General features: G+C 66.5%; 18 protein-coding genes. 11 read left to right on the top strand and 7 right to left on the bottom strand.

Annotation, left to right across the window (positions count from 1 at the left end):
* The 4 genes from AC1DS3_RS21585 to AC1DS3_RS21570 all read left to right on the top strand — a co-directional run.
* Positions 1–463 (top strand): FadR/GntR family transcriptional regulator (locus AC1DS3_RS21585; protein WP_477127914.1); only part of this gene is annotated, 463 nt, incomplete at its 5' end.
* 385 nt (positions 464–848) lie between these two features.
* Complete coding sequence (locus AC1DS3_RS21580) at positions 849–2,201, top strand: MFS transporter (RefSeq protein ID WP_441631271.1); 1,353 nt, start codon at positions 849–851, stop codon at positions 2,199–2,201.
* 9 nt (positions 2,202–2,210) lie between these two features.
* Positions 2,211–2,867 carry an RraA family protein gene (locus AC1DS3_RS21575; RefSeq protein ID WP_441631269.1) on the top strand — a complete coding sequence of 219 codons (657 nt, stop codon included), beginning with the start codon at positions 2,211–2,213 and terminating at the stop codon, positions 2,865–2,867.
* A complete protein-coding gene (locus AC1DS3_RS21570) occupies positions 2,864–3,775 on the top strand; it encodes an HpcH/HpaI aldolase/citrate lyase family protein (protein ID WP_441631267.1) in 912 nt (303 codons plus the stop codon). The genes AC1DS3_RS21575 and AC1DS3_RS21570 overlap by 4 nt, the downstream gene beginning before the upstream one ends.
* 44 nt (positions 3,776–3,819) lie before the next feature.
* On the opposite strand, the gene AC1DS3_RS21565 is transcribed toward AC1DS3_RS21570, so the two are convergent.
* The 4 genes from AC1DS3_RS21565 to AC1DS3_RS21550 all read right to left on the bottom strand — a co-directional run bounded on the left by AC1DS3_RS21565 (position 3,820) and on the right by AC1DS3_RS21550 (position 6,743).
* On the bottom strand, positions 3,820–4,851 hold the full coding sequence (locus AC1DS3_RS21565; protein ID WP_441631265.1) for a sensor domain-containing diguanylate cyclase: 1,032 nt from the start codon (positions 4,849–4,851) through the stop codon (positions 3,820–3,822).
* A gap of 72 nt (positions 4,852–4,923) precedes the next feature.
* The gene (locus AC1DS3_RS21560; RefSeq protein WP_441631263.1) at positions 4,924–5,301 is read right to left on the bottom strand and encodes a hypothetical protein; all 378 of its coding nucleotides are present in this window, start codon (positions 5,299–5,301) and stop codon (positions 4,924–4,926) included.
* Between the two features lie 66 nt (positions 5,302–5,367).
* Positions 5,368–5,742: a hypothetical protein gene (locus AC1DS3_RS21555; protein WP_477127913.1), complete on the bottom strand. Its 375-nt coding sequence runs from the start codon at positions 5,740–5,742 to the stop codon at positions 5,368–5,370.
* 5 nt (positions 5,743–5,747) lie between these two features.
* On the bottom strand, positions 5,748–6,743 hold the full coding sequence (locus tag AC1DS3_RS21550; protein ID WP_441631259.1) for a LysR family transcriptional regulator: 996 nt from the start codon (positions 6,741–6,743) through the stop codon (positions 5,748–5,750).
* Positions 6,744–6,868: 125 nt separating this feature from the next.
* On the opposite strand from AC1DS3_RS21550, the gene AC1DS3_RS21545 reads away from it, so the two are divergent.
* Entirely contained in the window at positions 6,869–7,501 is a 633-nt protein-coding gene (locus AC1DS3_RS21545) for a hypothetical protein (protein ID WP_441631257.1), read from the top strand.
* Positions 7,498–8,805: an NAD(P)/FAD-dependent oxidoreductase gene (locus tag AC1DS3_RS21540; protein ID WP_477127912.1), complete on the top strand. Its 1,308-nt coding sequence runs from the start codon at positions 7,498–7,500 to the stop codon at positions 8,803–8,805. The genes AC1DS3_RS21545 and AC1DS3_RS21540 overlap by 4 nt, the downstream gene beginning before the upstream one ends.
* A 54-nt stretch (positions 8,806–8,859) precedes the next feature.
* Here AC1DS3_RS21540 and AC1DS3_RS21535 read toward each other — a convergent pair whose 3' ends face one another.
* A complete protein-coding gene (locus AC1DS3_RS21535) occupies positions 8,860–9,501 on the bottom strand; it encodes a 4-carboxy-4-hydroxy-2-oxoadipate aldolase/oxaloacetate decarboxylase (RefSeq protein ID WP_477109105.1) in 642 nt (213 codons plus the stop codon).
* Positions 9,502–9,922: 421 nt separating this feature from the next.
* On the opposite strand from AC1DS3_RS21535, the gene AC1DS3_RS21530 reads away from it, so the two are divergent.
* The 3 genes from AC1DS3_RS21530 (at position 9,923) to AC1DS3_RS21520 (ending at position 12,670) form a co-directional block, all read left to right on the top strand.
* The gene (locus AC1DS3_RS21530; RefSeq protein WP_441631253.1) at positions 9,923–10,636 is read left to right on the top strand and encodes a GntR family transcriptional regulator; all 714 of its coding nucleotides are present in this window, start codon (positions 9,923–9,925) and stop codon (positions 10,634–10,636) included.
* 139 nt (positions 10,637–10,775) lie between these two features.
* Complete coding sequence (locus AC1DS3_RS21525; RefSeq protein ID WP_441631251.1) at positions 10,776–11,636, top strand: NAD(P)-dependent oxidoreductase; 861 nt, start codon at positions 10,776–10,778, stop codon at positions 11,634–11,636.
* Between the two features lie 53 nt (positions 11,637–11,689).
* The gene (locus AC1DS3_RS21520; protein WP_441631250.1) at positions 11,690–12,670 is read left to right on the top strand and encodes a Bug family tripartite tricarboxylate transporter substrate binding protein; all 981 of its coding nucleotides are present in this window, start codon (positions 11,690–11,692) and stop codon (positions 12,668–12,670) included.
* Between the two features lie 21 nt (positions 12,671–12,691).
* Here AC1DS3_RS21520 and AC1DS3_RS21515 read toward each other — a convergent pair whose 3' ends face one another.
* A complete protein-coding gene (locus AC1DS3_RS21515) occupies positions 12,692–13,606 on the bottom strand; it encodes a LysR family transcriptional regulator (RefSeq protein WP_441631248.1) in 915 nt (304 codons plus the stop codon).
* Between the two features lie 201 nt (positions 13,607–13,807).
* On the opposite strand from AC1DS3_RS21515, the gene AC1DS3_RS21510 reads away from it, so the two are divergent.
* Both AC1DS3_RS21510 and AC1DS3_RS21505 read left to right on the top strand, forming a co-directional pair.
* Positions 13,808–14,770, top strand: a complete 963-nt coding sequence (locus tag AC1DS3_RS21510) for a hydroxymethylglutaryl-CoA lyase (protein WP_441631246.1) — start codon at positions 13,808–13,810, stop codon at positions 14,768–14,770.
* A 234-nt stretch (positions 14,771–15,004) separates the two neighbouring features.
* Positions 15,005–15,634, top strand: coding sequence for a cysteine hydrolase family protein (locus tag AC1DS3_RS21505; protein WP_477127911.1), 630 nt, complete (start codon positions 15,005–15,007; stop codon positions 15,632–15,634).
* Here the strand turns inward: AC1DS3_RS21505 and pdxR are convergent.
* Positions 15,553–17,055 carry a MocR-like pyridoxine biosynthesis transcription factor PdxR gene (gene pdxR / locus AC1DS3_RS21500; protein WP_441631242.1) on the bottom strand — a complete coding sequence of 501 codons (1,503 nt, stop codon included), beginning with the start codon at positions 17,053–17,055 and terminating at the stop codon, positions 15,553–15,555. The genes AC1DS3_RS21505 and pdxR overlap by 82 nt on opposite strands.
* Between the last annotated feature and the right edge of the window lie 254 nt (positions 17,056–17,309).

Below are 17,309 nucleotides of genomic sequence, written 5' to 3'. Positions count from 1 at the left end.
GATCGATGCCCGCCTGGGCGCGGCGCTGGAAGCCAGCCCGTTCGAGCTGATCGAGACGCGCACGCTGTTCGAGCCGGAGTGCGCGGCGCTGGCCGCTCAGCAAGGCACGCCGGAGCAGATCACCGCCATCGAGGAGGCGCACCGGACGATGAACCCCGACCAGTCGCCGGAAGCCGGTGACTTCGCGCACGACCGAGCCTTCCACCAGGCGATCGCCGATGCTTGCGGCAATGCGGCGCTGGCGTCGGTGGTCACGCACGTATGGGATCTGTGCGAGGCCAGCCCCCTGTATAAGCGGCTCGACAAACACTTTGTGGATGCGTCTGCCTGGCGCGCGGCGGTTGGCGAGCACGACCGCATCGTCAGCGCGATCGTGGCGCGGGACCCCATCCGGGCGCGCCACGCCATGTCGTTCCACCTGCTGGCAATTGTGTCGCGCCTGTCCGAGGACATCGCCGAATAGGCCAGACAAAGCTTGCCGGGCCCGGGCAATCCGGGTCCGGGCGCACATCGCTGGTGCAAGCCTGGCCCCAGCGCGGCTCCTCCAGCCGCCCACTTTCGCACCAATTCCACGCGCAGATCCCGATAAAAAGTGTCATTAAGTCACTTTTTATACTGGCACGTGGCTTGCGTTAACGAAGCTGAAGTGGTGAAATTCGCCGCAACAGGCCGGACCACCCGCCCACCAGACCTAGAACAACTACCTATTACGCTTAATTTCTCAGTCATCTACGCTTGATTGGCCGGACCACCAGAACAAAAGCATTCAAAGCATCACTCCGCATCACCCCGCATCGGCCCCCTTACCTCACGCGTGCCCAAGCCCGCCCGCATTACTGGAAAGCCTTATGAACCCCGATCACGTCCCCACCCACCAGCCCGAAGCCGGGCAAGCGCCCCGGAACATGAAGAAGATTGCCGCGGCCAGCGTCATCGGCACCACGGTCGAGTGGTATGACCTGTTCATCTTCGCCACGGCCTCGGCCCTGGTCTTCAACAAGGTCTTCTTCCCGGCCTTCGATCCGCTCACCGGCACGCTGCTCGCCTTCGGCACCTTCGCATCGGCCTACGTGGCCCGCATCCTTGGCGCCGCGCTGTTCGGCCACTTCGGCGACAAGGTCGGCCGCAAGTCCATGCTGCTGATCTCGCTCATCATGATGGGCTCGGCCACCTTTGCCATCGGGCTGCTGCCGGACTACCGCTCGATCGGCATCTGGGCGCCCATCCTGTTGCTCACCTTGCGCGTGATACAGGGCCTGGCCCTGGGCGGCGAGTGGGGCGGCGCGGTGCTGATGGCGGTGGAACATGCCCCGGCCGACAAGCGCGGCCTGTACGGATCGTGGGTGCAGATCGGCGTGCCCGCCGGCACGCTGATCGCCAACCTGGCGTTCCTGCTCTGCAATGCCGTGCTATCGAATGAGGCGCTGTTGTCCTGGGGCTGGCGCATTCCGTTCCTGGCCAGCGTATTGCTGGTGGGCGTGGGCATGTACATCCGCCTGAACACCTCGGAAACGCCGTCGTTCAGCAAGGTCAAGGCCACCGCCGCGCAAGTGAAGATTCCGCTGGCGGAAGTGCTGACAAAATCGTGGAAGCAAGTCCTGCTGGGCGGCATCGCGACAATGTCGACCGGCACGGCCTTCAACCTGATCGTGGCGTTCGGGCTGACGTACGGCACGCAGACGCTTGGCTTCTCCCGCAACCAGATGCTCACCATCGCGCTGATCTCATGTGCGCTGTGCGTCGTGCTGCTGCCGCTGTTTGGCCTACTGTCGGACAAGGTGGGCCGCAAGCCGGTGATCATCGGCGGCATCATCGCCGAGGCGCTGCTCGCCTTTCCGCTGTTCTGGCTGCTGGACACCAAGGTGTTCTCGTTCGCCCTGCTCGGCTACCTGCTGATGATGAGCGCCTTCGCGGCCAACTACGGCCCGATCGCCACATTCCTGGCGGAGCTGTTCGGCACCAAGGTGCGTTACTCGGGCCTGTCGATCAGCTACATGCTGTCCGGGCTGCTGGGGAGCGCCGCCACGCCGATCATCACCACCGCGCTGCTGTCCGCCACGGGCCGCGGCTCGTCCGTTGCCTGGTACATGATCGGCTCCGCGCTGATCTCCGCCGCTGCGCTGTTGCTGCTGGCCGAGACGCTCAGGAGGCATGCCCCGGCGGCGGCCTCCGGGGTGGATGCCACCGCCTCGCTGTCCTGAGTGCCGGCCATGCAAGCCAGACTTGACCCGGCGCTGCTGCGCCAGCTTGAACGCGTGAGCTTCCCCACGCTCGGGCACTTCCTTGAAGACGGTTTTGCCAGCCACGAGATCCGCGCGCTCGCGCCCGGCGTGAAGGTCGTTGGCCGTGCCGTCACGCTGCGCCTGGCCACGCCCAACGCCATTGCCGTGAACCGGGCGCTAGCCAGCCTCACGGCCGGCGATGTGCTGGTGATCGACGCCTGCGGCGACCATGCGCATGCCCCCGTTGGCGCCGTCACCGGCACCGCGGCCTTGTGCGCCGGCGCCAGGGGAATCATCGTCGACGGCGTGGTGACGGACATCCTGGAGTTGCGCGCCATGGGGATGCCGGTGTTCGCGCGCGGCACCAGCGTCCTGACCACCAAGCGCATCGACGACGGCGGCAGCGCCGTCAATGCGCCGGTGATCTGCGGCGGCGCCACCGTCAACCCGGGCGACATCGTGCTGGCGGATGACAACGGCGTGCTGTTCCTGGCACCGGACGTCGCCGCCGGCATCATCGGCCAGGCACTGGCTTCCGATGAAGCCGAACCGGCGATCCTGGCCCGCCTGCAGGCAGGTGAGCCGGCCAGTGCCGTGCTGTACCAGGGCGATTGCCACGCGCCCGCAACAAGAGAAACGCCATGAGCGCCCAAGCGACAAGACGGCCGCCAGGGCTGCGGCGCAGCTGGTTGTTCGTGCCCGGCCTGGACCCCGTGCGCCAGCACGCCGCCCTGGAGAGCGGCCCGGATGTGGTGGTCGCCGACCTGGAGGAGTTCACCAGCCCCGCGGACCGTCCCGCGGCGCGCGCGCGGATCGCCGCCTTGATGGGCGAATGCCGGGCGCGCGGCATTGTGGGCGCCGTGCGCGTCAACAAGCTGGATGGCGATGGGCTGGATGACCTGCGCGGCGTGCTGCCAGGCGCGCCCGCGGCGATCCTGCTGCCGCACACCGAGTCGGGCGCGCAGATCCTGGCGCTCGACCAGCGGATCACCGGCCTTGAGCGCGAGCTTGGCCTGCCGCATGGCCACACCGAGATCGTGCCGACGCTGGAATCCGCGCGGGGCATCGTTGCCGCGCCAGCCATCCTGTCGGCCAGCCCGCGCGTGAGTGCCTGCCTGCTGGCGGCGGAAGACCTGAGCGCGGATCTCGATGCGGTGCGCGGCCCGGACGGCGTCGAGCTGCATCATGTGCGCGCGCGCTTCCTGGTGGACTGCATTGCMGCAGGCTGCGTGCCGATCGACTGTCCGTTCAACTACCAGGATGCCGCGGCGCTGGCTGAGGACCTCGCCTGGGCCCGGCGGATCGGGCTGAAGGCAAAATGCACCGTGTTCCCGCATCAGGTCGCCGCGATACACGCGGCGCTGACACCATCGGCGCAGCAGGTCGCGCAGGCGCAAGACAGGGTTCGCAGGTATGAGGCAGTGCGCGACGGCAAGCCCGCGCAGGGCCCGCGTATCGATTCCCCGGACTACAACACGGCACGCCGGGTGCTGGCGCGCCATGCCGGGTTCGTGCAATGGGCGCAGGCCGCCGGAGGCACGGCGGCCGCATAGCGAGTTAGCGAGTTAGCGAGTTAGCCGGTTAGCCAGTTGCCCATCTAGATGATGACCACCTTGTTCCTGCCGTCGGCCTTCGCCATATAGAGCGCGCGGTCCGCAAGCGCGAACCCCTCGCGGGCCCCGGGCTCGACGGCGCCCTTCTTGCGCGCCAGCGATGCGCCGATGCTCAGCGTCACGCTGCCGAACGGCGAGCCGCGGTGATCGATCTTCAAGCGCTCCACGCTCAGGCGCAGGTCTTCCAGCGCCGCCTCCAGCACCAACCGTGGCGCGCCGCACAGAAGCAGGCCGAACTCTTCCCCGCCCAGGCGCCCGGCGATCATGCGGTGCGCGTCCGCGATCGATTGCAGCACCGACGCGACCTCACGCAAGCAGGTGTCGCCCGCCGGATGCCCGTAGGTGTCGTTGTATCGCTTGAACCAGTCGACGTCGACCATGACCGCGCCGATTTCCTCTCCCTCCGCGGTTTCATGCCATCTGCGGCGAACGCTCTCCAGCATGGCGCGGCGGTTGAACAGTTGCGTGAGCGGATCGATCGCGGTGGCAGTGCGCAGCTTCAGGTCGTTCTCGACCATGGCACGCAGGTGCCTGAATACCTCGCACTGCGCCAGGGTGATGCGGTGCGGCGCCGAATCCATCGCGCAGAGCGCGCCGACGACCGTGCCGCAGGGCGCCTTGATCGGGATCGCTGCGTAAAAACGCACGAAGGGGAAGCATCTGACCAGCATGCATTCGCTAAAGCGCGGATCGGCCAGGGCGTCTTCCAGCACGAACAGGTCGCCGTGCCGCGCCACATGATCGCAGAGCGAGTGCTTGCGCGAGATAGGCGAAAGCGGCATGCCCACCGCGGCCCGATAGTGCTGGTGCTCCTCGTCGAGCAGCGTGACCGCCGTCATCGCGGCACCCGTCGCATTTTTCAGGATCGCGGCAGCATGGCGGAAGCATTCGCGGATCACCTGGTCGTCGTGCAGCAGCCAGTCGATGACGGACGGCTCGGCATGCTGCCCGCTGGCGTCGATGTCGGCCGGCTGCAGCCTGCTGGCGGGGCGGTCGTATTCAGTGGCGGGGCGCAAGGTCTACATTCGAAATCAACGGGTGCCCCTCCTAACGGCGGGCCACCCGCAAACTTGAATGCCTTGCGCCAGTCAGTCCGAGCGCCCCGGCAGCATGATGGGGCCATCCTGATCGGAGCTGCCGTCCATCACCACCAGCGCATCGCCAGCCCAGAACACCTCCGCCAACGGCACGCCGGACGCCGATGCCTGGCCGATCTGCTTGCCGTCGGCGGTGTACACCCGCACATAGCCATTCACATAGTAGAGCTTGTCCGAGCCTTGTCCCGGAAAGGCCATGGTCGGCACCCAGCTACGCCAGCTGGCMAGTTTGTATTTCTGATAGTAGAAGGCCCCGTTGGGGCTGTACGCCTTGCCGCCATAGGCCACGCCGTAATAGCAGTAGAGATACGCGGGGTAAGCCAGGATGGCGATTGCCGCGGCGGCAATAAGAAGACGCTTGTTTTTCATTGCTTGTTAAGTGATTGCCCAAACCAGGGGATTGTCCAGACGCCAACGTGCCAACGTGCCAACGCATCAACGTGCGGCCTGCCTCACCGGGACGAAGACCTCCCAGTGCTGGGTCCAACCGCCTGCGGTACGCGGGCAGCGCACCGCTACGCTCTGGCCGGACAGCCCCTGGCTTTTCGGCACCCATTGCACGCGCAAGGCATCGGCGCAGCGGGGCACCAGCACCTTGTTGTTCGGCTCGCCCGCTGCCCAGCGGGTGCCCGCTTGCTGGTTCTGCGCAGCCACGAATGCCGCCGCAGCCTGCTGTATCTGGTCCAGATCCTGAACGGGAGGCGGATTGTACGGCACCTCCGGCCCGCGGGCCTGCGCCGCCGTGCATGCCAGCCCGAGCGCAAGCGCCGCCAAGGCACGGCGCATCGGCATGCCGGCTTTCATCATCATCAYCATCACCGCGCCCCTTGCGCAGGCGCCGCCTTGCGCTGGCGCCGGGCGCGCGCGTGCAGGCGGCGCAGTATCACGTCAAAGGACTCCAGCTGCCGGTTGATTTCCGCCTGGCCCTGCTCCACCAGGTAGCCACGGAAGGCCACCGCCACGCGCGGCAGGCGCACGCCCGGCAGGTTCAGTACGTACCAGTCGCGCTCGATGGGATTGCCTTGCAGCGGCAGCAGCCCGATCAGCCCGGCCTGGAATTCCAGTGTGCAGGCGTGCAGGGAGAGAAATGCAAGCCCCAACCCTGCCGACACCATCCGCTTGATCGCCGCGTTGCTGGACAACTCGGACCCCAAGGGCAGCCGCAGGCCGGCCTCCTTGAACAGCCGCTCCACGGTATTGCGCGTGCCCGAGCCGCGCTCGCGCACCAACAGGTTCTCCTCCACCAGGTCCTGCAGCGTGAGATTGCGGCGCGCCATCAAAGGGTGGTCCGGCGCCGCGATGAATGCCATGGGGTGCTTGGCGAACGGCGTCGCCTGCGTGCGGATGTCCGTGGGCGGCCGGCCAATGATGGCAAGGTCGATCTCATGCATGGCCAGCATCCGCACGATCTCCTCGCGGTTGCCCACATGGAGCTTGATCTTGACGTCGGGCTGGTCCGCGGTGAATGCCACCAGCATCGAGGGCAGCAGGTACTCCGCCGTCGTGATGGCGCCGACCCGCAGCGTGCCGGCCAGGTTGCCCTTGAGCGCCGCCACCTCCTCGGTGGCTTCGCGCCACAGCCGCAGGATCTGGCCAGCGTAGCCCGCCATCACCTCACCGGCGGGCGTGAGCTGCGTGCCCCGGCCCGCGCGCTGCAGCAGCGGCGCCCCGATCGCCTCCTCGAGCAGCTTGAGCTGCAGCGACACCGTTGGCTGCGTGATGTGCAATTCCTCCGCCGCGCGGGAAACGCCGCCCAGGCGGGCAATGGCATCGATGGCATTGAGCTGCCGGAAGGTGGTGGTGCGATTCATAGTAGAAAACCTATTGGTCGGTTTTATAAACCAATTTTTCAATATGAAGCGGCTACCTTATAGTGCCCTGACCGGAAACGCAATCGCGTCCGCGTATCGCAACGTAGTGCATAGGGAGACGAGAAATGTCGCTGGAATTGCTGGTGCTTACCCTGGACGATGTACTCATCCGCGCGGACGAACTGCGCAAGTCCGGCTTCGGCGCAGCACCGCGAGAACGCGACGCCCTGCTCCGCTGGCATGAGGACGCTTGCACCGGCGCGCGTGCCGTCAAGCCGGCCGAAATCCGTGCCCAGGCCATGCAGCTCATGCGCAGCGCGGAGCTGGGCGGTGCGCGGCTGGCGCTCGCCGCGCCGGTCGCATCGCGTGCGCTGCGCGTGCTGCTCGACGGCGCCATCGGGCCGGACTGGATGGGCCGCTTTACTGTCGTCGCCACGGCGGACGCGCTGCTGCCCCGCGAAACCGAGATCGAGCTTTACCGGCTGATCCTGCGCACCGCCGACGTGCCCGCGCACCGCGCCTTGCTGGTTGGCGCCACGCCGAGCAGCCTGCGCGCCGCGCAAGCCGTCGGCATGCACACGGCCAGTGTTCAGCCAGCGTATGACGATGCGCCGCGCCAGGCAGGGGGATCCCTCGTGCTGTCAGGATCGCCGGATGCGCCCTGGCCTGACTTCCACGCGCTGGAGTGCATCGTGGATGGCAAGCGGCGGCCGGAGCCGCTCGCAGCAACAAGACCTCAATCACGGAGTTTCCCATGAGCACCATCGTGATCGTCGGCGGCGGCGCCGCCGGACTGCAGGTAGCCACCCGCCTCGCCAGGCGGCTAGGCAAGCCAGGGCTCGCCGAAATCGTGCTGGTCGACCGCAGCCCCACGCACCTGTGGAAGCCGCTGCTGCATGAAGTCGCCGCCGGCAGGCTCGAACCCGTGGTTCACCATACGTCCTTCGCGCTGCAGGCCGAGCGCCATCGCTTCCGCTACGTGCAGGGCGACCTGCAGGCGGTGGATCGCATCAACCGCACCATCTCCGTGGCTATCGCCGGCGCCGGGCATGGCGCGGGCGGACAGACCCAGTCCATCGGCTACGACAAGCTGGTGCTTGCCGTTGGCGGCGTCACGCAGTACTTCGGCGTGCCCGGCGCGCGTGAGCACGCCCTGACGCTGGACAGCGTGAGCAGCGCGGAGCAGGTGCGCGACCGCGTGTTCACCGCCTTGCGCCGCAAGACCGCGCAGGCCGAGGCACAGCCGCAGGCACGCACCGGCACAGTCCGCGTCGCCATCGTCGGCGCGGGCGCCACCGGCGTGCAGCTCGCGGCCCAGTTGCGCCGCACGTCCAGCGTCCTGAACCGTTACGGCATCCACCGGCTCGACCCGGTGAAGGGCGTGGACATCTGCCTGATCGAAGCCTCCCCCGCGGTGCTCCCCGGCCTCGGCGCCCGGATCGCGGATCGCGCCGGCGAGCAGCTCGCGCGGCTGAACATCCGCGTCCAGTGCAACGCCCGYGTGACGTCCGTCAGCGAGAGCGGCCTGACCATGGCCGGCCAGGCACCCATGCAGGCGGATGTCGTGGTGTGGGCGGCCGGCATCGCCGCGCCGGGCATGCTGGCCAGCTTCGGGCTGCCGGTCAATGCCAAAGGGCAGATCCGCGTGTTGCCCACCCTGCAGAGCGTCGAGGACGAACATATCTACGCGATCGGCGACTGCGCCAGTTGCCGGCCGCAGGATCTCGATGCGGAACTCCCGACGCGCGCGCAGGTTGCCTATCAGCAAGCGCTGTATCTTGCGCAAGCGTTGCCACGGCGATTGGCGGGCAAGCACACCGAGGGGTTCCGGTATCGCGACTATGGCTCGCTGGTCTGCCTGGCGGGAAGCAGCGCCATCGCCAACCTCGCCGCGCCGGGCAGGGAGAGCGGCTGGCATATCGAAGGCAGGTTAGCCGCCCTGCTCCACCATGCCGTCTATCGCCGGCACGTGCTCGCCATCCACGGCTKGGGACGCGCGCTGGGCATGACGCTGGCCCAGGGGCTGGAACGTTTGCTGGCGGCGGGCACGCGGCTGCACTGAGGATGGCGCCAGGCGCGGTCGGCCTGGTGGCCGCCATCTGGATCCCTCCCGCCGTTAAACCAGCCCGTAACGCTGCAGCGTATCCCCCAGCCCGAGCAGCTCGACCATCGTCTTGCCCTTCTCCAGCTCTTCGCGGATCTTTGCTTCCTTGAGTTCGCGCTCGGCGCTCCTGGCAATCACGCTGTCTACCTCGCTCGCATCGACCACCACCAGGCCGTCGCGGTCGCCCACGATGATGTCGCCCGGATTCACCACCACGCCGCCAAGGCTCACCGGCACGTTCACGCGGCCTGGCTGATGCTTGTTGGTGCCTTTGATCGACAGCCCCCGGCAGAAGACCGGGAAACCCATCTCGATGATGGCGTTGCCGTCGCGTACCGAACCGTTGACCACCAGCCCCGCCAGGCCTAGCTTCTGCGCGGCGAGCGTCAGCAGGTCGCCCCATGGGCCGGCTTCGAGAAAGCCCTTGGCGTCGACCACCAGCACGTCGCCCGGCTTGGTCTTGGTCAGCGCGTAGTGAATCATCAGGTTGTCGCTGGGACGCAGGTCCACCGTCACTGCCGGCCCGGCCATGCGCAAGGTGGGGTCCAGCGGCTTGAGGCCAACGTCGACCGCGCCCTTCTGCCCTTGCGCCTCGTGAATCGTGGCCGCGCCGAGCGCCTTCAGGCGCGTGATCTGTTCCGGGGAGATGGTCATGGCTTTCCTATCGTTTCCTTTGGTGTCTTGAAGTAGAGGGGCTCTTGCGGCCGCCTGCTCGTCCGCTCGCGCCTGCGGCACGCTTGCGATCTCCGGATAATACAAAAAAAGTACAATCAATGGCAAGGAAAGGATTGAACAAGAAAAATACAGCCCAAAAAAAGCAGTGCTCTCTCCGCAGGCAGAAAGGATGGATACAAATTGAATACATAAAACGGCATTAAGTGCACCATACGCCTCACATAGGCGATGGCCATTCCTGCCCGCCTCCGCAAGGGGCGTTTTCCGGCACCGACATGCGGTCTGATACGATTGCCGCCGCGCATGGTGTGCACGCTTGCGCGCAAATTGCATCCCAGTCGCGCCGAGGACATCGCGCGCCGCCCGGCATGGGCACGCCCCGGAAAGAACAAAGCCAGCTATGAAAAAAGGAAGCGAACAGACCTACGAGCAGCTGAAAAAGCGCATCGTGGCAGGCCACTACACGGCGGGCACACAGCTGAAGGAAGAACACATCGCCGAGGAAATGGGCGTCAGCAGGACGCCCGTGCGGGCCGCTCTCAAGCGCCTGATCGACGACGGGCTGGCCGTGGCGCAGACCGGCCGCGGCGTGTTTGTCGCCGGCTGGACGCGCTGGGACATCGAGGAGATGTTCAGCCTGCGCTCGCTGCTGGAGCCCTATGCGGCCAGGCTTGCCGCGGAGCGGGCGGATGCGCAGACCATCGCCGCGCTCAAGGCTTGCAACGCGCGCATGGCCGCCGTGATCGAAGCCGGCGCCAAAGGGGATGACGCCATCGCGGAAATACAGGCGGCAAACAGCGCCTTCCACCGCCTGCTGCTGGAGGCATCCGGCTCCAACCGCCTGAAGTCCATGCTGGAGACGATGATCGACATGCCGGTCATCGTCCGCTCGTTCTTCCTCTATGAACTCGATGACCTCAGGCGCAGCCTGCATCATCACCAGGACATCGTGCTGGCGATGGAACTGCACAACGGCGAGCTGGCCGCGCAGCTGATGTCGGTCCACCTCCATATCTCCAACCAGCGCTTCATGAGCCGCCGCCTGGACTCGGCGCAGGCGGGGCTGCAGCACGATGCCAGCGCCGGCGGCGAAGCAGGCGACAAAACAAACTGAATACAAATTCAGCACAAGCCAGCCGTAAAAATCTAAAATCACGCCCAGAAATTAGAGGTATACCCGTAAGCCAGGCGTTTCCGATTGTTGCTACTGTTTTTTTTATGTACTCTTGGCCGAAATCAGCCAGGAGATCGTCTTGAACATCGCAATCATTGGCCTGGGGGAAGTCGGCCGTTGCTACGCCACCGCCCTGGCAAGCCTGCCGGGCGTGCGGTTCCACCTCTGCGACAGCCACCTCTCCCCCGCGGGCAAGGAACTCGCCACCGCCTGGGGCCTTCCCGTCCATGCGGAAATCGGCCCCTGGCTTGCATCGGCCGACTGGGTCTTGTCCTGCGTATTCGGATCGGCCGCGCTGGCCGTGGCGGGCAACTGCCATGCGCACATGAAAGCGGGCGCAAGCTACGCGGACCTGACGACAGCCAGCCCCGAGGACAAGCGCAAGGCCGCCGCCGCGGCATCCACCGCCGGGCTCGCGTATGTCGATGTGGCCGTGATGGGCGCCATCTCACTGTCGCTGCATCGCACCCCGCTGCTGTGCGCCGGCGCATCCGCCCCTGAATTCTGCAAGCTGGTCAACGCGGCCGGCGGCAAGGCTGAAGCCGTGGAAGGCGGCGTGGCCGGTGATGCAATCTCGCTGAAGATCCTGCGCAGCGTCTTCACCAAGGGCATGGAGGCCCTGTCCGTGGAGCTGCTGATGGCCGCCGAGAAGCAAGGCGTGCGCGACAAGCTCTATGGCGTGCTGCGCGACATCGATGAGGCGCCGCTGGCCGGCTTTATCGACATGCTGGTCCGCACCCACACCATCCACGCCAAGCGCCGCACGCACGAGGTGCTGGAAGCGCAAAAGGAACTCGCGCGCGCCGGGCTTCCCTCACTGGTCCTGCCCGGTGTCGAAGCGCGCTTCAAGGCCACGGCCGCGGCGCTGGATGCCCACCCCATCCAGGACAACCCCACGATCCAGGACGCGCTTGGCTGGCTGCTATCCAACCAGCCATAGCCAGCCTCTCCTCGCTTCGCCCGAATCCGCTTTCAAAATAAAAAGGAGACACCATGCACAAACTCGCCCATGCATTGCTGGCGGCAGCCCTTGTTTTGCCCGCCATCGCGGCCACGCCCGCGCTGGCCTCTGACGCCTATCCCGGCAAGCCGATCCGGATGATCGTGGGCTTCCCGCCCGGGGGCTCGGCCGACATCAACGCGCGCATCGTCGCGCAGGGCCTCGGCAAGCAACTGTCCACGTCCATCGTGCCGGACAACAAGCCCGGCGCCGGCGGCAACATCGCGGCAACCGAGGCCAAGCGCGCCACGCCCGATGGCTACACCATCTTCTACAGCACCTCCGCCGTGGTGCTGGCCCCGGCGCTGTACCAGAACGTGCAATTCGATACGTTCACGGATTTCGTGCCGGTCTCGCTCACCGCCATCGTGCCGCTGGTCCTGGTCACCACGCCAGGCCTGCCGGTGAAGAACGTCCACGAATTGGTGGCCTACGCCAAGGCAAACCCCGGCAAGCTGAACTACGCGTCATCCGGTGCAGGCGCCTTGCTCCATCTCGGTGGCGCGCTCTTTGCCAAGGCAACCGGCATCCAGGTGACCCATGTCGCCTACAAGGGCAGCGCGCCCGCAATCACCGACCTGATCGCCGGCTCCACGCAGTTCATGTTCCTGCCGCTGAGCGACGCCCAGCCCCTGATCAAGGGCGGCAAGCTGAAGGCCCTGGCCATCACCAGCGCCAGGCGCTCGACACTGCTGCCGGAGATCCCGACGATCAAGGAAGCGAGCGGCATGAGCTCGCTGGAAATGGGCGCGTGGCAAGGCATCCTGGTGCCAAAAGGAACGCCGGAGTCCATCGTCAAGCAACTGCGGGAAGCGACTGACAGGACATTGAAAGATGAGGCGGTGCGCGCCAAGCTGATCGCCCAGGGCTCCGACATCCTTGGCGGCACGCCCCAGCAATACACCGCCTACATGAAGAGCGAGGCCACGCGCTGGGGCCAGATCATCAAGGAGTCGGGCGCCAAGGTGGAATAAGCCTGCCGAGTGGGGATCTGGTCAGGGCCCGCCGGCCTGCCGCAGATGCTCCCCGAGAAGCCGCGCGGCGGACGACAAAGGCACGCCCGAGCGCGTTGCCAGCAGCAGCCGCCGGCTGGCCCAATCGTCCGACAAGCCAATCATATGCAGCCCCAGCGCCTTGGCCTGGGCACGGCACACGGCTTGCGGCAGAACGCCTACGCCAAGGTCGGCCGCAATCATCTGGCACATCGCGTCGAAGCTGCGGACCTGGATGCGAAGCCGAAGCGGCCGCCCGGCCTGCTCCGCCGCGCGCGAGGTCAGCTCCAGCAACGCACTGCCGCGATTGAGCCCGACCATGTCGTACTCCAGGCAGCTCGCAAAACCGACGCGCCGCTTGCGCGCGAGGGGATGGCGGCGCGAGCACAGCAGCACCAGCGTGTCGGTCTGGAAGTCGCTGATGTCCAGGCCATCCGTGGGCGTGCCTTCCGAGAACACACCGATATCCGCCAGGCCGTCCACCAGCGCGCGGGCGATATCGCCGCTGAGTTGCTCCTCGAGCTCGACATGCACACCCGGGTGCTGCGACAGGAAGGTGGCGAGCCTGGCGGGCAGGAACTCCGTCAGGGCGGACATATTGGCCCACAGCCGCACATGGCCCAGCAAGCCGCGCGAATGGTCCTGCAGCTCCGCGCTGAAGCGCTCGAAACCCTGGAACAGGCGCATGGCGTGCTGCATGGCCATATGGCCCACGGGCGTGAGCGTCACCCCCTTGGACGTGCGCTCCAGCAACTGCAAGCCCGTGGTTTCCTCGAAATCCGACAAGCGCCGGCTGGCCGCCGACAAGGCCAGGTGGCAGGCGGCCGCGCCTTGCGTGATGCTGCCGGTCTGCACGACCGCGCAAAACAGGCGCAGCGTCACGAAATCTACGCGGGCGGGATTGAGGGGCCAGGTCATTGGCGCATTCTAGCGCGGGTCCTTCGCGTTTTGCGAAGCCGGATTGCGGAGATCGCAATTCCGCCGGCGGCGCCGCGCCCATAGAGTGGCGGGAACGGCCCGGGCCATGACGGCGGCACCATGGCTTGGCGAACACAACCAGGATCACACCGCCGGTGGCTGGCCGGCGCGTGATCCGCAACCCGCAAAAGGAGTGCAAGCATGCATCACGGCCAAGGCATCCGCCTGCAGTTCAATGAAGTGGCGACTCGCGATGGTTTCCAGATGGAGTGCGATTTCATCGAGACGGATGACAAGGTCGCCCTGCTCGACGCGCTGAGCGGCCTGGGCTTCGCCAAGATCGAAGTCACGTCGTTCACGTCGCCCAAAGCCATCCCGGCGCTCAAGGATGCAGAGGCGGTCATGCACCGTATCCGGCGCGCGCCCGGCGTGGTGTACACCGCGCTGGTGCCGAACGTGCGCGGCGCGCAGCGCGCGCTGGAGTCCGCCACCGGCGAGTTCAACCTCGTCATGTCGGTGAGCGCGACCCACAACCTGGCCAACCTGCGCATGACGCAGGAGCAATCGTTGGGCCAGTTGCAGGAGGTGATCGCGCTCGGCACGCAACACGGCGTGCCGCTGAACGTCTCGCTGTCCTGCGTATTCGGCTGCCCGATGGAAGGCGAGATCGCGGCCGAAGCGGTCTTTGGATGGATCGCCCGCTTTGCCGAACTGGGCGTGCACGGCATCACGCTGTGCGACACCACCGGCATGGCGTACCCCAACCAGGTGCAGGCCCTGTGCGAGGCCGTGCAGGCACGCTTTCCCAGGCTCGAATTCACCGCCCATTTCCACAACACGCGCGGCATGGGGCTGGTCAACGCGGTAGCCGCCGTGCAAGCCGGCATCCGCCGCTTCGACACGTCGCTTGGCGGCATCGGCGGCTGCCCCTACGCGCCCGGCGCCACCGGCAACGTCGCCACCGAGGACATGGTGCATCTGTTCGACTGCATGGGCTACGACACCGGCGTGGACCTGCCCGGCTTGCTCGACGCTGCCGCCACCCTGCGCCAGCTCCTCAAGCACGACCTGCCCGCGCAGGTTTCGCAAGCCGGCCCGCGCCTGACGCGGCACGCCCCGCCGGCGGATTTCGAGGACATTCGCCGGCGTGCGCTGGCGCGCTGAAGCCACGCCGGATATTGACGCCCCGCCCGGCCTGCTGCATGATCCGCAAATGCGCTTCCCGGCTCTCAACACCACGACCACTACCACGACCGCCACCACGACCGCTGATGGCGGGTCGTGTGGTCGGACCATGAGCCAGGCATAATCCGCTCAAGTCTTCACCCCAAGGCCCCGCCAGCGATGGACGGGGCCTTTTGGTTTCTCCGCCCGCGCTGGCATCACAGGAGAAACATCATGCCAGGCAGTGCAAGCCCCGGGCGCTCCGCCCTCTTGATCATCGACATGCAGGTCGGCATGTTCAACGGCCCGCACAAGCCCTATGAAGGGCAGCGTGTCCTCGCCACCGTCAACACGCTCATCGCCAAAGCCCGCGAAGCGGGCGCACCCGTCTTTGCCGTGCGCCACACCGGCCCGCTGGGATCTCCGCTGGAGCCCGGCAGCGCGCTGTMGCAACTGCTTCCCGAGCTTGCGGTGGATGCGATGGCGGACACGGTGTTCGATAAAACCCGGCCAAACTGCTTTGCCGGAACCGGGCTGGCAGGCTGGCTGGCGGATGCCGGCGTTGCCGAGCTGGTCATTGTCGGCATGAAGACGGAGTACTGCGTCGACACGACTTGCCGTGCCGCCGCGGAGCTAGGCTTCAGGCCAGTGCTGGTCGCGGACGGACATACCAGCATGGACACGCCGGTGCTGCCGGCGCAGGCCATCATTGCGCATCACAACCGGACGTTGAGCGGGCCGTTCGTGAAACTGGTGAGCGCGGCGGACTGCCTGTTCGCACATCAGGCCCGGCCAACCGACTCGATGGCCACCGCCAGCCGGGCCACCGCCGGGGCGATCTCCTCCTCCCTGACCCCGCCGTAGCCCAGCACCAGGCCGTTCTGCGCGCGCCGGGGATCCGCGTAGTAGGACGACAGCGGGCGCGCCACGATCCCGTGGGCGAGCGCGGCGCGCGATACCAGGTGATCGTCCGCGCGGCGCAGCAGCACGGTCAGATGCAGCCCGGTATCGGTGCCGACGATATCGATCTCGCCGTCAAGCCGGCGCTGCAATGCCTGCGTGAGAAGCGCCTGGCGCTCGCCATAGATCTTGCGCATGCGCCGGATATGGGCGGCATATTGCCCGTCCGCGATAAACAGCGCCAGCGCGGTCTGGATCTGCAACTGCCCACCGCGATACAACTCGGAGTGCGCTACGGCGAAGGCATCCACCAGTGACGGCGGCAGGATCAGGAAGCCGAGCCGCAGGCCGGGGTACAACACCTTGGAAAAGCTGCCCACGTAGATGGTGTTGCGATGGGGATCGAGGCCCTGCAGCGACGGCTGGGGCGCGCCGTGGTAACGGAACTCGCTGTCGTAGTCGTCCTCGATGATCCAGGCGCCGTAGCGATGCGCCAGCTCCGTGAGCAAACGCCGGCGCGCCAGGCTCATTACCACGCCGCTGGGGTATTGGTGCGACGGGGTGACGAAGATGAGCTTGGGCGCGATCTGCGGCGCGATGGGGGGCTGCATGCCCTGCGCGTCAACCGGCACCGCCTCGACCTTCAGGCCGGCGGCGCGAAACACGCTGCGCGCGCCCCAGTAGCCCGGGTCTTCCACCCACACCACGTCGCCCGGATCGGCGAGCAAACGGGCGCACAGATCGATGGCCTGGTGGCTGCCCTGCGTCACCACGATCTGCTCGGGCGAGCAGTCGACGCCGCGCGCGAGCGCGAGGTATTGCGCCAGCGCGTGCTTGAGCGGCGGACAGCCATGCCGCGTGCCATAGCCCAGTTGTTCCTGGCAGGCGGTTTTCCAGACCTGGGTGATCAGGCGCTGCCAGGTTGCGCGCGGAAACTGCCTGACATCCGGAATGCCCAGCACGAACGAGCCCACCTGCCGGTCCGATGCGCCGGCGCCATTGAGCAGCTCGCGGGCTCTGGCGGACAGGCGCGATGCCTCGCGCGGCGGCGCGATCTCGCTCGCCTGGCTCAAGCCGAACACGCGCTCGCGCAGCGCGGGATCGGGCAGTGCCTTGCCGACGTAGGTGCCACTGCCGCCCTGTGTCAGCGTATAGCCTTCTTCGGTGAGGCGCTCATACGCATACAGGACGGTGTTGCGGGCGATGCTCAGGCCTTTGGCGACCTCGCGTGTTGGCGGCAGGCGGGTACCGGCCGACAACTGGCCAGCAAGGATCGCACCGCGGATGTCGTCGAACAACTGCCGGTTCAAGGGGAGGCCCGATCGGTCGGGCTGCGCCCAGTGACTGCGCCCGAGAAGCCAGTCGATCAATGGCGTCTCTTTCAAAGTCTTCGCTCCTCTCTCTCGTTGAGTCCCGACTCTTGGCTACTGACATCATGATGCGTTCGGCACTTTGTAACGTACGCTACAAAAAACTGAGGGCTGAGCCGGGTGCTTCACCRACAAACAATACACGCAGCGTCCGCCAGATGAAACCGAGGGTTTCTACGCGGTTTTTGCCGAGCTACCCAAATGATATTCTCCGCTTTGTTTCACGATCTGTAATGTTTATTACGTCATACTGCCGCACCGCATAGTGG

It is taken from the genome of Cupriavidus sp. 01L46 (genome assembly GCF_056399905.1).
The sequence above is the reverse complement of the archived record's forward strand: the minus strand, read 5'-3'. Positions and strand labels throughout refer to the sequence as shown.

Bases quoted from the DNA above. Each gene is read 5' to 3' on its own strand.
- AC1DS3_RS21515 (WP_441631248.1), bottom strand. From the start codon at position 13,606: ATGACCTGGCCCCTCAATCCCGCCCGCGTAGATTTCGTGACGCTGCGC.
- AC1DS3_RS21575 (WP_441631269.1), top strand. From the start codon at position 2,211: ATGCAAGCCAGACTTGACCCGGCGCTGCTGCGCCAGCTTGAACGCGTG.
- AC1DS3_RS21550 (WP_441631259.1), bottom strand. From the start codon at position 6,743: ATGAATCGCACCACCACCTTCCGGCAGCTCAATGCCATCGATGCCATT.
- AC1DS3_RS21580 (WP_441631271.1), top strand. From the start codon at position 849: ATGAACCCCGATCACGTCCCCACCCACCAGCCCGAAGCCGGGCAAGCG.
- AC1DS3_RS21535 (WP_477109105.1), bottom strand. From the start codon at position 9,501: ATGACCATCTCCCCGGAACAGATCACGCGCCTGAAGGCGCTCGGCGCG.
- AC1DS3_RS21530 (WP_441631253.1), top strand. From the start codon at position 9,923: ATGAAAAAAGGAAGCGAACAGACCTACGAGCAGCTGAAAAAGCGCATC.
- AC1DS3_RS21510 (WP_441631246.1), top strand. From the start codon at position 13,808: ATGCATCACGGCCAAGGCATCCGCCTGCAGTTCAATGAAGTGGCGACT.
- AC1DS3_RS21555 (WP_477127913.1), bottom strand. From the start codon at position 5,742: ATGATGATGAAAGCCGGCATGCCGATGCGCCGTGCCTTGGCGGCGCTT.
- AC1DS3_RS21520 (WP_441631250.1), top strand. From the start codon at position 11,690: ATGCACAAACTCGCCCATGCATTGCTGGCGGCAGCCCTTGTTTTGCCC.
- AC1DS3_RS21545 (WP_441631257.1), top strand. From the start codon at position 6,869: ATGTCGCTGGAATTGCTGGTGCTTACCCTGGACGATGTACTCATCCGC.